Raw genomic sequence first — 15101 nt, 5'->3', positions numbered from 1 at the left:
CAGGACACCGCCACGCGCAGCACCCCCGAGCGGCGCGAACTCCTCGGCTTCCTGGACAGCTTGCCGAGCGAACACGGGAACTCCCCCACCGGCCACACGGGTTGACGGGAACCGACCGACGCCGTCCGGCCCGGACGACGTCGAACTACGCACCGCCGACCTCGACCGGTCGTACGGGAGCGACAGTCGGACGGTCGTCCGTCCGGCCCAGGAACTGCTGCTCCTCGCCTACGGCCGCCACTTTCCCGGGGTCGACATCTGACCGGAAGCGTCCGATTCGCGGTCAACCAGGGGTAAAGTCAGCGGGCATGGTCGAATCGACGGTTCCGATCCTCCCCTGTCAGGCCCTCCCGCCAGTGCTCGAGTTCTACACCGCGCTCGGCTTCGAGGTGACCCTCCATCAGACGAGCCCCAGCCCGTACGCCGTGGTCCAGCGCGGCGGCATCCAACTCCACTTCTTCGGCATGAAGCAGTACGACCCGGGCGCCTCGTACAGCACCTGCCTGGTCCGCACGGACGACGTGGACGCGCTGCACGCCGCGTTCCAGGAGGGGCTGCGCTCCGCCTACGGACGAGTGCCGACCCGCGGCCTGCCCCGGATCGGCCCGGTCGGCGACACCTCGCACGGCGTCCGGCAGTTCCTGGTGACCGACCCCGGCGGCAACTGCCTGCGGATCGGCCAGCCGATCCGCGTCGACCAGCGCCACCGGCCGTCCCCCGAGGAGCCGTTCGCCAAGGCGCTGCACCACGCGGCACTGTTCGCCGACTCGAAGGAGGACCCGGCCGCGGCCGCCCGGGTGCTGGACCGCGCACTGGCCCTGCCGGACGGGCCGCCCGCGCCGGTACTGCTGTTCCGCATCCTGGCCCTGCGCGCCGACCTGGCGCACCGCCTCGCGGACGGCGCGAGCGCCGAGGCGTTCACCCGGCGGGCCGAGCGGGTGGCGACCGAACTGACCGAGGAGGAGCGGGAGTCCGTCCGCGACGACCTCAAGCGACTGGCGGACGTCCTGCTCTGAGCAGGCGTCAGGGACAGGCTCCAGTGCACCAGGGTCCTTGAGCGGCGCGAACGACGCGGACAGCGCGAACGGCGTGAACGACGCGTACGGCGCGGCCGGCGCGCTGCTCCAGGACCCTGCGCGCGGTCAGGAGCTCCAACTGCGGATGCAGAGCACCAAGCGATAGCCGTCCGGGTCGGCCACGGTGACTCCGTACTCGTCCCAGTACGGGTTGTGGGCGGGAACCCGGGTGCCGCCGACCTCCTCCAGGCGCCGCACCAGCGCGTCGTCGACGGGCGCGCCCAGGTAGACGACGAAGAGGTCGTCGACGGTGGGCGTCGGCTCGACCGGGCGCTCGGGGTCGCGGGTGAGCTCGAAGTGCCAGCCACCGCCGGACGGGCCGACCATCAGGAGGTCGTGCTCGCCGGAGACGCGTTCGGTACTGCGCCACAGGACGGCCAGGCCGAGGCCCTCGACGTAGAAGCGCTCGGCCGCGGCAAGGTCCCGGGAGGGGCGCGCGACCCGGATGTGGGTGGTGGAGTTGATCACGCGCGCCGAGCCTACCCCCGTGCGCGCCGGACGCGGCGGCAGAGTCGGCGCAGCCGCTCCTCGTCACCGGCGCGTGGGCAGGCGACGCAGACCCGGGCCGGCTCAACCGCGCAGCGGCCGGAAGTCGGCGGCGCCGGGGAACGGCTGACAATTGACAGATGACAGCTGACAGATATTGAAATCTGTCAGCTGATATCTGTCAGCTGTCAATTGTCAGCCACCGGCCTCCGCCCGGGCCTCCGCCCCGCCGCACGCCGACTCCGCACTGACGTGCGAAAGTGGTAGCCGGCGAAGGGAGCGCGCGCGTGCTGATGGAAAAGGTGGCGGAGATCATCGCCGAGGCCTCGGCCGAGGCGGTGGAGCCCCGGTTCCGGGCGCTGGCGGCGGGGGAGGTGATGGAGAAGGTCCCCGGCGAGGTGGTCACCGTCGCCGACCGGGAGGCCGAGGTGATCATCGCCCGACGGCTGCGCGAGCTGCTGCCCATCCCGGTGGTGGGCGAGGAGGCCGTCGCCGCCGACCCTGCCCTCGGCCGGGCGCTGCACGCGGAACCCGCCGTCTGGCTCGTCGACCCCGTCGACGGCACCGCCAACTTCGTCGCCGGCCGGCCCGAGTACGCCGTCATGGTCTCCCTGGTGCGCGACGGCCGGACGGTCGCCTCCTGGATCCGGCACCCCGCCACCGCCACCACCTACACCGCCGAGCTCGGCTCCGGCGCCTGGCGCGACGGCCACCGCCTGACCCGCACGCCCGCCGCCGCCGACCCGGCCAAGTGGCGCGGCTCGGTGAAGAGCCGCTTCCTCGATCCCGCGCGCCGCCGCCTGATCGAGGCCAACAGCGCCGCCTTCGGCGAGCTGGGCCCGGGCCGCCACGCCGCCGGCGTCGAGTACCCGGACGTCGTCGAGGGCGCCATGGACTTCCTCCTCTACTGGCGCACCCTCCCCTGGGACCACGCGCCCGGCTCCCTCCTCCTCACCGAGGCCGGCGGCCGTGCCGCCCGGTTCGACGGCACCCCGTACGCCCCCGAGCCCCCCGGCGGCGAGGACGGCCTGCTGGTCGCCGCCGACCCGGCCACCTGGGAGCGCTGCCGCGAGCTCCTCCTCGCACCGTAGGCACCCCGCGGCCACCCCACGGCCATCCCGCAGCAGACGGCCGCAGCCGGGCTCCAACACTTCGCGATCATGACGTCACGGCGACTGGTCGCGCTGGTCCTCGGCGCCCCTTCCTGACCCCGGCCTGCAGACGGCACCCCGCTGACCGCCGAGCCGATCGGCGCGACCCCGATCGGATTCTTCGGCACCCCCGGCAACGCCTTCGGCGAGGCCGCGGAGGACGCCGGCGACACCCGGTCCTGCGGCCTGTGGGTGCGACTGAACCCGCCGGCACCCGGAAACCACGAACTGACGATCCGGGGCGAGTCCGGCGCCCTCGACCTCTCCACCGGGGTGAACCACCGCCTGCGGGTCGCCCCCCGCCCCCACCGGGGCCGTCTCTGAGTTACCGTGCCGCGCTCCACGCCTCCCGGCCCGCCCGGACGATCTCGGCGAGCAGCCCGGTGACCTCCTCGGCGGTGGTGTGCGGGTTGAGCAGGGTCAGCTTGAGCCGGACCCGCCCCGGGCCCTCGCCGGGCAGTTCGGTGCGCCCGACCACGGCCCGGCCGGAGCGCAGCAGCCCACGGCGCAGTTCGGCGTTGACCCGGTCGAGCACCGCCGGGTCGACATCGCCCGGGTCGACGCCGGCCAGGTCGCGCACCGCAGGCTCCGCGAGAGCGGCCTGCGTCGGCCGGTAGCGGAACAGCAGCGCGGTGAGGACCGGTTCGGCGTGCAGTTCCAGCTCCGGCTCCGCCCGGACGGCGTCGGCGGCGGCGCGGGCGAGGTCGTGGCAGGCGTCGACGAGCCGGCCGAGTCCGGCGCGGCCGAGGGTGCGCAGGGTGACGGCGAGCTTGAAGGCGTCCGGGCGCCGGGTGGTGCGCAGCGAGAGGCCCAGCAGGCTCGGGTAGCCGGCCTGTTCGTCGTCGGCCGGGTTGAGGTAGGCGGCCCGGCGGGCGAGCGAGACGTACGTCTCGGCGCGGCGGACCAGGAAGACCCCGGCGGCGGCCGGCTGCCAGCCCAGCTTGTGCCAGTCCAGCGAGACGGAGTCGGCCCGTTCGATGCCCGTCAGCAGCGGGGCGAGCCGGTCGGAGAGCAGCGCGCCGCCGCCGTACGCGGCGTCGACGTGCAGCCACGCACCGTAGCGGGCGGCGAGGTCGGCGACGGCGGGCAGCGGGTCGACGGCGCCGGTGTCGGTGGTGCCGGCGGTGGCGACGACGGCGAGCGGGGTGGCGCCGGCCCGGTCGGCCGCCGCCAGGGCGCTTTCGAGTGCAGCCGGGTCCATCCGCAGCTCGCGGTCGACGTCGACGGGGACGACGGCCCGTTCGCCGAGGCCGAGCAGGGCCGCCGCCCGCTGGACGGAGAAGTGCGCGGCCCGGGAGGCGAAGATCCGCGGCCGGGTGCCGGCGGGCAGACCGAGCAGACCGTCGAGTTCGACGACGCCGTCGAGTTTCCGGTCGCGGGCGAGCATGAGGCCCATGAGGTTGGACTCGGTGCCGCCGGAGGTGAGCACCCCGGCGGCGTGCTCCGGGTCGTAGCCGACCAGGGCGGCGAGTTCGGCGAGCAGTCCGGTCTCCAGCGCGGTCGCGGCGGGGGCCTGGTCCCAGGAGTCCTGGGAGGGGTTGAGGGCGCTGACGGCGAGGTCAGCGGCGACGGCGACGGCGAGCGGCGGGCAGTGCAGGTGGGCGGCGCAGTGGGGGTCGGCCGGGTCGGCGGCGCCGTGGGCGAGGAGTTCGGTGAGGCGGGCGAGGGCGTCGCGGCCGTGCGCGGCGGCGAGTGCCTCGGCGGTCCGGGCGGCGAGGTCGGCGGGGCGGCCGGCGGGCAGCGGACCGCCGCGCCGGGTGGCGCCGGTCTCCAGCGCGTCGAGGACCGCGGCGAGCAGCGGACCGAGCGCGGCGGGCCCGCCGACCCCGCCGGACAGCGCGTCGAGCGGTCCGGCCCCGCCGAGCGGCCCGCCGACGTCCGGCCCGCCCACGCCGGCGCCGTCGATCCCGCCGGCGCCGTCGATCCCGCCCCCCGCCCCGCCCGGGTCGTCCCGGCTCACGCGGACACCGCCGGCCCGGCCGCCGCGGCCGCCGCGATGGCGTCGGCGAGCCGGTCCAGCACCGCGGCCGCCTGCTCGTCCGTGACGGTGAGCGGGGGCAACAGCCGCAGGACGGCATCGTGCCGCCCGCCGAGTTCGACGATCAGCCCGCGCGCGAGGCACGCCTCGCGCACCCGGACGGCGAGCTCGGGGGCGGCCGGCCGGGCCCCGCAGGCGTCCGGCTCCGCCGCCGGGTCGACGAGCTCCACACCGATCATCAGACCGCGCCCGCGCACGTCTCCGATCACCGGCAGTTCCCGAGCCAGCGCCCGCAGCCGTTCGGTCATCCGCGCGCCGACCAGCGCCGCCCGTTCGGCGAGACCGTTCGCGGCGACGTGGCGCAGGGTGGCGGCGCCGGCCGCCATGGCGAGCGTGTTGCCGCGGAAGGTGCCGGTGTGCGCGCCGGGCCGCCAGCCGTCGTACTCCTCGCGGTAGACGACGACGGCGAGCGGCAGGCTGCCGCCGATCGCCTTGGACAGCACCATCGCGTCCGGCAGGATCCCGCTGTGCTCGACCGCCCACATCGCACCGGTGCGGCCCACGCCGGTCTGCACTTCGTCGACGACGAGCGGGATGCCGCGCTCGACGGTGATCCGGCGCATCGCGCGCAGCCAGTCGTCGGGCGCCGGGACGACGCCGCCCTCGCCCTGGACGGCCTCCAGGATCATCGCGGCGGGCGGGACGACGCCGCCGGACGGGTCGTCGAGCAGCCGCTCCACGTAGGTGGCGGAGAGGTCGGCACCGGCCTCCCCGCCGACCCCGAACGGGCAGCGGTAGCCGTAGGGGTAGGGCAGCCGGACCACCTCGCCGCCGCCGGGCAGCGGCTCCTTGACGGCGACGTTGCCGGTGAGCGCGAGGGCACCGGCGGTCATCCCGTGGTAGGCGCCGGTGAAGGCGAGGGCGCCGGAGCGGCCGGTGGCGGTCTGCATCAGCTTGAGCGCGGCCTCGACGGCGTCCGTCCCGGCGGGGCCGCAGAAGTGCACGCGCGCGCCGTCGGCGAAGGCCGGCGGCAGGCTCTCGAACAGGGCGGTGGTGAAGTCGTCCTTCTCGGCGGTGGCGAGGTCGAGCAGGTGGAGCGGGGCACCGCTGTCGAGGGTGCGGCGGATCGCCTCCAGGACGACGGGGTGGTTGTGGCCGAGGGCGAGGGTGCCGGCGCCGGAGAGGCAGTCGAGGTAGCGGCGGCCGTCGGCGCCCTCGACGGTCATGCCGTTGGCGCGCACCGGGACGATCGGGAAGGAGCGCGCGTAGGTGCGGGCGGCGGACTCGCGGACGCGCTGGCGCCGCAGCACGGCCTCGGCCGGGGCGGGAGTCGACACAGCGGTCGGCACAGGCGTTGGCACGGCCGTTGGCGCAGGGGTCGGCACGGGGGTCGGCACGGGGACGGTCGGACCGGTGGCGGGCTCAGCGGCGAGCGTCAAGACGGGCTCCCAGGAATTTAGGTGAGGCTAACCTTACTTCTCTGCCTCGCCCGGATTCGCCCCGGGCCTCCGGAAACCACCCGCGCGAGTGACAGCGGACCCGTTTCCCCAACGAGCGACCCGCCCGGAGGTCACGGTCCGGGCGACAGCACCGCGCGCTACCCTCACCGCATGCCGTCCACCCCGCCCTCGCCGTCCACCCCTTCCAGCCCGGACACCAGCGCCGGCCCCGGCCCCGACGCCGCCGAGTACGCCGCCGAACTGGCCCGCACCCGCGAGTTCTTCGCCGTCCGCGCCGCCGACTGGGACGCCAAGTTTCCCGACGACGGCCCGCGCTACGCCGCCGCAGTCGCCGAACTCACCCTGCACCCGGGCGAGTCCGTGCTGGACGCGGGCTGCGGCACCGGCCGTGCCCTGCCGTCACTGCGCGCGGCGGTCGGCCCGGCGGGCCGGGTGCTCGGCGCCGACGTGACCCCGGAGATGCTGCACGAGGCCGCCGCCCGCCACCCCGGCACCGCCGGGTTGCTGCTCGCCGACTGCGCCCGACTCCCCCTGCCCGACGCCACGCTGGACGCCGTCTTCGCCGCCGGCCTGATCTCCCACCTGCCCGACCCGGCCCGCGCCCTCGGCGAACTCGCCCGGGTCTCCCGCCCCGGCGCCCGGCTCGCGCTGTTCCACCCCGTCGGCCGCGCCGCCCTCGCCGCCCGCCACGGCCGCGCCGTCACCCCGGACGACCTGCGGGCCGAGCCCAACCTCCGCCCGCTGCTCACCGCCGCCGGCTGGCGCCTGACCTCCTACACCGACGCCGACGACCGCTACCTCGCCCTCGCCGAGCGGACGCCGGACGCGACCGACGGGAACGCGACCAGCGGGAACGCCGCCGACGGAGACGCGACCGACGGAGACGCGACCGACGGCGGCACGAGCGCCGGGGACACGAGCGGGAGCGCCACCCGGCCGTGATCACCGGCATGCCAGACTCGGAACCCTCCGCACCCGAACCGGGTGCCCGACGAGAGGAACCGGCATGGCGCTCTTCGGCAACGCCCACCGCGTGGACAACGACGAGGCCCACAAGGAGTTCGCCCAGCTCTTCGGCGAGGGCGAGCAGCTCCAGGCCGCCTACCAACTGCTGCGCGACTCCTTCCTGTTCACCGACCGCCGGCTGATCCTGGTCGACAAGCAGGGCATCACCGGCAAGAAGACCGAGTACCACTCGATCCCCTACCGTTCGATCTCCCACTTCGCCGTGGAGACCTCCGGGAACTTCGACCTGGACGCCGAGCTGAAGATCTGGCTTTCGGGCGCGGCGCTGCCGATCTCCAAGAACTTCACCAAGGGCGTGGACATCTACGAGGTGCAGGCCCTGCTCAGCGAGTTCGTCACCCGCTGACCCCGGCCGCTCAGAACACCAGGGCGAGCTTGCCGTTCAGCCCTCCCCGCCGGAACCGTTCGTGCGCCTCCCGGACCTCGCCCAGGCCGAACACCTCGTGCACCCGGGGGCGCAGCGCGCCGCGGTCGACCAGCGCGACCAGCTCGGCGAGCGCCGCGCCGTCCTCGCGCACCTGGTGGACGGTGGTGCGCACGCCCCGGGCGGACAGGTCGGGGACGGGGCCGGCCTGGGTGGCGATCGACGCGTAGCGGCCGCCGTCGGCCACCGCCCGCGTCAGGAACGCCCCGAAGGTGTCGAAGACGGCGTCGTAGCCGCCCTCGCGCAGTTCGTCGGGGTCGGTGGTGGCCAGGCCGGCGCCGTGCTCATGGGCGAAGGCGACCTGCTCGTCCCGGGAGACCAGGGCGTCGACCTCGACGCCGCGCGCCCGGGCGATCTGCAGGGCCAGCCCGCCGACGGCCCCGGCGGCGCCGGCGATCAGCAGCCGCCGGCCGGCCCGCACGCCGAGCCAGTCGAGGGTCTGCCAGGCCGTCAGCCCGGGCAGCGGCAGCGTCGCCGCGGCGGCCGGCTCGACCGTCCCGGGCGCGCGGGCCACCGCCGCGGCCGGCAGCGCGACCAGTTCGGCCCACGTCCCGCGCCCGGAGCCGAGCTGGTGCGACATCGCCACGACGGGCTCCCCGGCGCGCAGCCCGCTGCGGCCGCCGTCGACCACGGTACCGGCGAGGTCCCAGCCGAGCGTCATCGGCAGCGGCGGCGTCCCCGGGCCGATGGCGCCCTCCCGGGTCTTGTCGTCGACGGGGTTGATGCTGGTCGCGGTGGCCCGGATCAGCACCTCCCCGGCCGCCGCCGTGGGTTCGGGGGCGTCGACGACGCCCAGGACGTCGGGGGTGCCGAAGCGGTCGATCCGGATGGCGCGCACGGGGAGCCCTTCTCCTACGGCGGTGGCGTTCACCGGGTCAACCGCTGTGGTGATCACCGGAATTCCCGACCCCCGGCCGGATGCCTCGGCCGGGGGTCAGATCGGGTCGAGTCGGTTCAGGTCGGGTCGAGTCGGGTCAGGTCACCGAGCCCTGTTCGAGGTACATGCTCCAGACGCCCTCGTCGAAGTAGGGGGTGTCGATCTCGACGCCGTCGTGCGACCGGGTGACACCGTTGATCTTGGTGATCCCCGTCTGCGGGTCCGTCCACAACCAGGGCCCGCCGCTGGCCCCGTGGCCCAGCAGCCGGCAGGGCAGCTCCAGCAGGCTGGGGTAGAGGATCAGCCGCTCCAGGGTGCCGGTGCACGTGACCTGGTACTCGCCCTTGTCGAGGTTGACCGGGTAGCCGACGGCGGTGACGGTCACCTCGTCACGCTGGTTCACGATCAGACCGTTCGCGCCAGTGGCGTCGACGATCCGCTTCCCGTCGGCGTTGGGGTTGACGGTGATCATCGCGACGTCCCACTCGGCGGCCTTCTCGTTGTCCAGCCAGTTGTTGAACACCCGGCCGTTCTTCCAGGTGAACCTCCCGTAGGGGGCGGCGTCGGAGCCGTTGTACCCCGGCACGTAGACCCAGTTGGCCTTGAACCACTGCGGCTTCTCACCGTTCATCCGGCTGCCGCCCACCGCGGCGCAGTGCGCCGACGTGAGCACCATCATGCGCGAGGGGCTGTTCACGGCACTGGCCGAGCAGACCCCGGGCAGCTGGGTGGCGGGGTTGACGTAGAAGACGCGCCCCACCGTCCGGTCCACCGACGCGCCGCTCACCGACCGGTCGGCCGCGAAGCGGGCGGCCGCCTCGACGGCGGCGCCCCGCTTCCCTTCCCCCGACCCGCTCGCGCCCTCGGCCCCCTTGTCCGCGGCCAGCGCGGCCGCCATCCGCTCCGGCGTCCAGTACGCCAGGGTCGCGGCGTCCTCCGCCGCGCTCGCCGAGGCGGTGGACATGCCGGGGGCCGGGTCGGTCCGGGGCACCGCGTCCGCCGTCCCGACCGGCCCCAACCCCACGGTCACCGCGATCACGGCCCCGCACAACGCCCGCAGCCACTTCATCCGCGTCGCCCCCACTTCCCGTGTCCGTCGGACGGCCCGGTGACCGCCCCATCGGCAGGGTGACACCACACCCGGGCGCGCCGCCTGAGTACGGGTACTCAGAACACCGCATCCGAACAGGCCCTGGAAGCACGGCAGTTCACCCGTTCAGCCGATCATCGGCCCGCCACCGTCGCCGCCCTCGCCATCACCGCCGTCACCGCCATCACCACCCGTCCAGCGGTAGCACAACTCCGGGCGGCCGACGGTGCCGTACCGGGGTTCGCGGGCGGCGAGCCCGGTGTCCACCAGGTGTTCCAGGTAGCGGCGGGCGGTGATCCGCGAGACCCCGGCCGCCGTGCCCGCGGCGGCGGCGGACAGGCCGGTGCGGGCCGCGCGCAGCACACCGGCGACGGTGTCCAGCGTCGGCGCGCTCAACCCCTTGGGCAGGGCGGTGCGTTCGGGTGCGCGGAGCAGCGCGAGCGCCTGGTCGACCTCGTCCTGCCCGGTGGCCGGACCGGTCCGGCCGAGGGTGTCCCGGTAGCGGGCGTAGCGCTCCAGGCGGTCGTGCAGCGCGGCGGCGGCGAAGGGCTTCAGCAGGTACTGGACGACGCCCGCGGAGACGGCCTGGCGCACCATCGCGAGGTCGCGGGCGGAGGTGACGGCGATGACGTCGGTGGTGTGCCCGGCGGCGCGCAGCGTGCCGCAGAGCTGCAGGCCGTGCCCATCGGGCAGGTAGAGGTCGAGCAGCAGCAGGTCGACGGGCCGGCCGGCGGCGCGCTCGCGCTCCAGGAAGCGCAGCGCCTGTGCGCAGCCGTGCACGGTGCCGGCGGTCCGGAAACCGGGTTCGCGCCCGACGTAGAGGGCGTGGGCCGCGGCGGCCACCGGGTCGTCCTCCACGACCAGGACGGAGATCTCGGGCCGCCCCGGCGACGACGGCGCGCCGCTCACGGGGCCACCGCCAGGTGCCCGTGCCCGTGCCCGCGTCCGCGTCCGTGTTCGTGTTCGTGCCCGCGCTCCCCCGCGCCCTCGCGCGTCGGCCGGTCCAGCGGCAGCCGGACGGTGAGGACGGCGCCGCGTTCCCGGCCGACCTCGACGGTGCCGCCGTTGCGCCGGGCGGTCTGTGCGACGAGCGCGAGCCCGATGCCGCGCCCGTGGCCCCCGCCGGGCCCGAGCCCGTGCCCGTGCCCGCACCCGGTCCCGTCCCGCTTGGTACTCCAGCCGCGCCGGAACACGTCCTCCACCGCGCCCGGGTCGATGCCGGTGCCGGTGTCGGCGACCCGCAGCAGCAGGTGCTCACCGTCGATCCGGGCGGTGACGGTGACCTCCGGCGGCTCGGGGCTCTCGGCCGCGCCGGCGATGGCGGCGTCCACGGCGTTGTCGACCAGGTTGCCGAGGACGGTGATGAGGTCGCGCGCGCTGAGGTGGGGCGGCAGCACCCCGTCGTCGATGGAGCTGTCCGGGGTGAGCGTCAACTCCACGCCCCGCTCGGCGGCCTGGGCGGCCTTGCCGAGCAGCAGGGCGGCCAGCACGGGTTCGCCGACGGCGGCCACCACCCGGTCGGTGAGCCGCTGGGCGAGGGCGAGTTCGGCGGTGGCGAACTCCACCGCCTCGCGGTGGCGGCCGAGTTCGATCAGCGAGACGACCGCGTGCAGCCGGTTGGCGGCCTCGTGCGCCTGCGCGCCGAGCGCCTCGGTGAAGCCGCGCACCGAGTCCAGTTCGCCGCTCAGCGACTGGAGTTCGGTGTGGTCGCGGAGGGTGAGGACGCGGCCGAGCCCGGTGCCGATGGTGGAGGTATTGAGCACCACCACCCGCTCGGCGGTCAGGTGCACCTCGTCGCGGACCGGGTCGGCCCCCGAGACGGCCGTCACCAGTGCCGTCGGCAGGCCCAGCTCCAGGACCGGCCGGCCCTCCACCGCCCCTGCCAGGCCGAGGAGTTCGCGCGCGGCGTCGTTGCAGAGCACCACCCGGCGCTCGCGGTCGAGCAGCACCAGCCCCTCCCGGACGGCGTGCAGGGTGGCCTGGTGGTACTCGTAGAGGTGGCTGAGCTCGTCCGGGCCCATGCCGTGGGTGTGCCGCCGCAGACGGGAGTTGGCGAGGTAGGTAGCGATCCCGCCGAGCGCCAGCGCGCCCGCCGCGACGCCGACCAGGGCGAGCAGCGGCCCGCGCAGCTGGGCGGAGATGGACTGCACCGTGATGCCCGCGCTGACCAGGGCGACCACCCGGTGCCGCTCGTCCAGCACCGGGGTGACCACCCGCACCGAGGGGCCGAGCGTGCCGGTGTACGTCTCGCTGCGGGTCCGGCCGGCGAGCGCCCAGTCGATGTGGCCGAGGAAGGTGCGGCCGATCTGCTCGGGCAGCGGGTGGGTCCAGCGGACGCCCTCGGTGTCCATCACGGTGACGAAGGAGACCCCGGTGTCGGCCCGCACCCGCTCGGCGTACGGCTGGAGCACAGCCGTGGGGTCGGGCGCGGTGACGGCGGCGAGGACGGCCGGGGAGTCGGCGACGGCGCGGGCGACGGCGGTGACCTGGCGGCGGGCGGCGTCCTCGGTGCGGTCGGCGGTGAACAGGTACGCGAGCACCGCCCCGCCGGCCACCACGGCGGCGACGATGACCACTTGGACGACGAAGAGCTGTCCGGCCAGGCTGCGCACCAGCCGGCGCGGCGGGGTGAGGGTACGCGCGGACATGCCTGTCAGTGTGCACCACGGGCCCGGTCGACCCATCCGGGCCCGGGGCGGGAGCGGCGGCCTCGTGAACTCTATGAACGCAAGCGTGACCCGCGTCACGCCTGCCCGCATAGTCGGAGCGGCCCTCCCCCCGGGGCCGCCAGGACCGCACGGTCGCACGCCCCCACGAGCTCGCCCTCACGAGCCCACCCCCAGGGCTCACCCCCAGGAGAGCGCCTCCGCGAGCACACCGGCGCACGTGCGACCGCGCAACAGCAGTGGCGAAGGAGCCGCAGATGTCGATCACCGCAGGAGCCGCACGCGCGAGCACCGCGACGAAGGACCGCACCCACTACCTCTACCTCGCCGTGATCGCGGCGGTCGTCGCGGGCGTCGTGGTGGGCCTGGCCGCGCCGGGCTTCGCGGTGGAGCTGAAGCCGGTCGGCACGGGCTTCGTCAACCTCATCAAGATGATGATCAGCCCGGTCATCTTCTGCACCATCGTGCTCGGCATCGGCTCGGTGAGCAAGGCCGCCAAGGTCGGCCGGGTCGGCGGCCTGGCGCTCGGCTACTTCCTCGCCATGTCGACCGTCGCCCTCGGCATCGGGCTGCTGGTCGGCAACCTGCTGGAGCCCGGCGGCGGCCTCCACCTGACCGCCGCGCTCGCCAAGTCCGGCCACGCCCAGGCCGCCGCCGGCGGCGCGCAGTCCACCACCGACTTCCTGCTCGGGATGATCCCGACCTCCCTGCTCTCCGCCCTCACCGAGGGCAAGGTGCTGCAGACCCTGCTGGTCGCACTGCTGGTCGGCTTCGCCCTGCAGGCGATGGGCCCGGCCGGCGCGCCCGTGCTGCGCGGCGTCGAGCACGTGCAGCGGCTGGTCTTCCGGGTGATGGCGATGATCATGTGGGTGGCCCCGGTCGGCGCGTTCGGGGCCATGGCGGCGGTGGTCGGCGCCACCGGCACGGCCGCGCTGAAGAGCCTCGCCGTCATCATGATCGGCTTCTACCTCACCTGCGCGCTGTTCGTGGTCGTGGTGCTCGGCACGCTGCTGCGCCTGGTCGCGGGCGTCAACGTCTTCGCCCTGCTGCGCTACCTGGGCCGCGAGTTCCTGCTCATCCTCTCCACCTCCTCCTCGGAGAGCGCGCTGCCCCGGCTGATCGCCAAGATGGAGCACCTGGGAGTCAGCCGCCCGGTGGTCGGCATCACCGTCCCGACCGGCTACAGCTTCAACCTGGACGGGACCGCGATCTACCTCACGATGGCCTCGATCTTCATCTCGGAGGCCATGGACAAGCCGATGTCCGTGGGCGAGCAGCTGTCGCTGCTGGTCTTCATGGTGATCGCCAGCAAGGGCGCGGCCGGCGTCACCGGCGCCGGACTCGCCACCCTGGCGGGCGGGCTGCAGTCGCACAAGCCGGCGCTGGTGGACGGGGTCGGCCTGATCGTCGGCATCGACCGGTTCATGTCCGAGGCCCGGGCGCTGACCAACTTCGCGGGCAACGCCGTCGCCACCGTGCTGATCGGCCAGTGGACCGGCGAGTTCGACCGCGAGCGGGCCCGGCAGGTGCTGGCGGGCGCGGTGCCGTTCGACGAGCGGACGCTGCTGGACGCCGACGCCCACGGCGCCACGGCTCCGGTCCCCACCACGACTCCGGCCGCCGCGCCCGTCGCCGTCGCCGCCGCTGCCACCGCCCCGGCGCCCGCCGCCTGAGCCGTCCCTCCCAGACTCCCCGGTCCGGCGCCCCGTCCAACCCCCCGGAAACGGCGCCGGACCGGGGGCTTCGCCCTTTCGGCGCGGCCCGCCGCGCCGACGGCTCCGCCCCGCCGCTCAGACCTCCTCGGACCCGCTGACCGCCCAGCTCAGGCCGGTCGCCGGGTCCTCCAGCGCCAGGTGCAGATGCCGCAACCGGTCCGCCGGGTCCTCCCAGGTGAAGCAGCGCATCCTGGCGACCAGCGCGCCCACCTCCCCCCGGTCCACCCGCTCCGGTCCCAGGGGTCCCAGGGGTCTCAGGAGTCCCAGCGGCCTCGGCGATCCCGGTGACCTCACCAGCCCTACCGGCCCTACCGGCCCCGGCGGCCGCGCGGCACCGGCCATCGCCGCCAGCGCCCGCCACAGCGCGAACCGCCCGTGCGCCGCGCCGTGCGCCCGGTCCGCGACGCCCGCCTGCACCAGCGCCGGCCAGGCGAGCACGAACGGCAGGTACCCGCCGGTGACCAGCCGCCCGGGCGCGAGCTGCGCGGCGGCGAGCGGTGCCGGCCCCCGCACGCAGACCGCCCGCGCCCACCCGGCCAGTTCGGCGAGCGCCCGGGTGGCCGGCTGCCCGGGCAGCCGGGCGCCGGGTTCGGGCAGTTTCACCGGGGCCAGACCCTCCCGGCTGGCCGGCAGGGTGAGCAGCGCGCTGCGCGAACCGCCGTCGCGCAGGTACTCGCGCACCGGCGCGCCCTCGCACCGGCCCGCCGCCTCCCACGGCTCCAGCCGCAGCGGGACGCCCTCCCGGTCCGGCTCGGCGTCCCGGGAGAGGTCCTCGCCCAGCAGCACCCGGGTCTGCGCGACCAGCCGCCGCACCGGGGGCGGGCCGAGCAGCGGGGCGAGGCGTCGCCAGTGGTGCCTGGTCGCCAGCACCTCCCAGAGCGGTCCGGCGTCGTGGTCGGCGACACCGGCGGCGGTACCGGGACCGCCGTCCGGGTCGAACAGCCGGGCCGCCACCTCGGGCGGCGCCGCGTACGCGATCAGGTGGCCGAGCGGGGCGGTCGCGGCGGCGGCCCGGCCCCGCGCGGCGCCGGTCCGTGCGGGGTCGAGCGCGACGGCGGCGGCGCGGGCCTGCCGGTAGGCGCCCAGCAGTTCGATCCAACGGCCCTCGTCCGCCAGGGAGCGGAGCCGGAGTTCCTCGTACGTGATCACGGT

Annotated in this window: 12 protein-coding genes and 1 pseudogene; 5 read left to right on the top strand and 8 right to left on the bottom strand. The window is 75.4% G+C overall.

All coding sequences use genetic code 11. The features are described 5' to 3' along the window. Window positions 1-308: 308 nt before the first annotated feature. Window positions 309-1016 (top strand): bleomycin resistance protein, encoded by a 708-nt coding sequence (locus ACFVVU_RS14155; protein WP_380683942.1) that lies wholly within the window; start codon window positions 309-311, stop codon window positions 1014-1016. Between the two features lie 126 nt (window positions 1017-1142). Here ACFVVU_RS14155 and ACFVVU_RS14150 read toward each other — a convergent pair whose 3' ends face one another. Next, window positions 1143-1544: a VOC family protein gene (locus ACFVVU_RS14150; RefSeq protein WP_387789971.1), complete on the bottom strand. Its 402-nt coding sequence runs from the start codon at window positions 1542-1544 to the stop codon at window positions 1143-1145. 311 nt (window positions 1545-1855) lie between these two features. Here ACFVVU_RS14150 and ACFVVU_RS14145 point away from each other — a divergent pair, with 311 nt between their 5' ends. Continuing rightward, the gene (locus ACFVVU_RS14145) at window positions 1856-2653 is read left to right on the top strand and encodes an inositol monophosphatase family protein (RefSeq protein WP_380683955.1); all 798 of its coding nucleotides are present in this window, start codon (window positions 1856-1858) and stop codon (window positions 2651-2653) included. Between the two features lie 385 nt (window positions 2654-3038). Here the strand turns inward: ACFVVU_RS14145 and ACFVVU_RS14140 are convergent, their stop codons facing one another. Beyond that, entirely contained in the window at window positions 3039-4604 is a 1566-nt protein-coding gene (locus ACFVVU_RS14140; RefSeq protein ID WP_387790107.1) for a pyridoxal phosphate-dependent decarboxylase family protein, read from the bottom strand. 65 nt (window positions 4605-4669) lie between these two features. Continuing rightward, a complete protein-coding gene (locus ACFVVU_RS14135) occupies window positions 4670-6052 on the bottom strand; it encodes a diaminobutyrate--2-oxoglutarate transaminase family protein (protein ID WP_387789970.1) in 1383 nt (460 codons plus the stop codon). Window positions 6053-6301: 249 nt separating this feature from the next. Here ACFVVU_RS14135 and ACFVVU_RS14130 point away from each other — a divergent pair. Together ACFVVU_RS14130 and ACFVVU_RS14125 are read left to right on the top strand one after the other, a co-directional pair. Beyond that, window positions 6302-6967: pseudogene (locus tag ACFVVU_RS14130) on the top strand (class I SAM-dependent methyltransferase); the annotation flags it as partial. Window positions 6968-7157: 190 nt separating this feature from the next. Further along, window positions 7158-7523, top strand: coding sequence for a PH domain-containing protein (locus ACFVVU_RS14125; protein ID WP_355365681.1), 366 nt, complete (start codon window positions 7158-7160; stop codon window positions 7521-7523). A 10-nt stretch (window positions 7524-7533) separates the two neighbouring features. Here the strand turns inward: ACFVVU_RS14125 and ACFVVU_RS14120 are convergent, their stop codons facing one another. The 4 genes from ACFVVU_RS14120 to ACFVVU_RS14105 all read right to left on the bottom strand — a co-directional run bounded on the left by ACFVVU_RS14120 (window position 7534) and on the right by ACFVVU_RS14105 (window position 12216). After that, window positions 7534-8439, bottom strand: coding sequence for an NADP-dependent oxidoreductase (locus ACFVVU_RS14120; RefSeq protein ID WP_380683949.1), 906 nt, complete (start codon window positions 8437-8439; stop codon window positions 7534-7536). A gap of 136 nt (window positions 8440-8575) precedes the next feature. Further along, window positions 8576-9547: a trypsin-like serine peptidase gene (locus ACFVVU_RS14115; protein ID WP_387789968.1), complete on the bottom strand. Its 972-nt coding sequence runs from the start codon at window positions 9545-9547 to the stop codon at window positions 8576-8578. A 147-nt stretch (window positions 9548-9694) separates the two neighbouring features. Next, window positions 9695-10477, bottom strand: coding sequence for a response regulator (locus ACFVVU_RS14110; RefSeq protein WP_387789966.1), 783 nt, complete (start codon window positions 10475-10477; stop codon window positions 9695-9697). Further along, window positions 10474-12216 (bottom strand): ATP-binding protein, encoded by a 1743-nt coding sequence (locus tag ACFVVU_RS14105; RefSeq protein ID WP_387789964.1) that lies wholly within the window; start codon window positions 12214-12216, stop codon window positions 10474-10476. The genes ACFVVU_RS14110 and ACFVVU_RS14105 overlap by 4 nt, the downstream gene beginning before the upstream one ends. 275 nt (window positions 12217-12491) lie before the next feature. Between ACFVVU_RS14105 and ACFVVU_RS14100 the strand changes: the two genes are divergently transcribed. Beyond that, a complete protein-coding gene (locus ACFVVU_RS14100) occupies window positions 12492-13907 on the top strand; it encodes a cation:dicarboxylate symporter family transporter (protein ID WP_387789962.1) in 1416 nt (471 codons plus the stop codon). Window positions 13908-14024: 117 nt separating this feature from the next. Here ACFVVU_RS14100 and ACFVVU_RS14095 read toward each other — a convergent pair whose 3' ends face one another. Continuing rightward, window positions 14025-15098, bottom strand: a complete 1074-nt coding sequence (locus ACFVVU_RS14095; RefSeq protein ID WP_387789960.1) for a hypothetical protein — start codon at window positions 15096-15098, stop codon at window positions 14025-14027. Between the last annotated feature and the right edge of the window lie 3 nt (window positions 15099-15101).

Source organism: Kitasatospora sp. NPDC057965, from assembly GCF_042887135.1.
Taxonomy (GTDB): domain Bacteria; phylum Actinomycetota; class Actinomycetes; order Streptomycetales; family Streptomycetaceae; genus Kitasatospora.
This window is presented reverse-complemented; position numbering and strand designations above follow the sequence as displayed.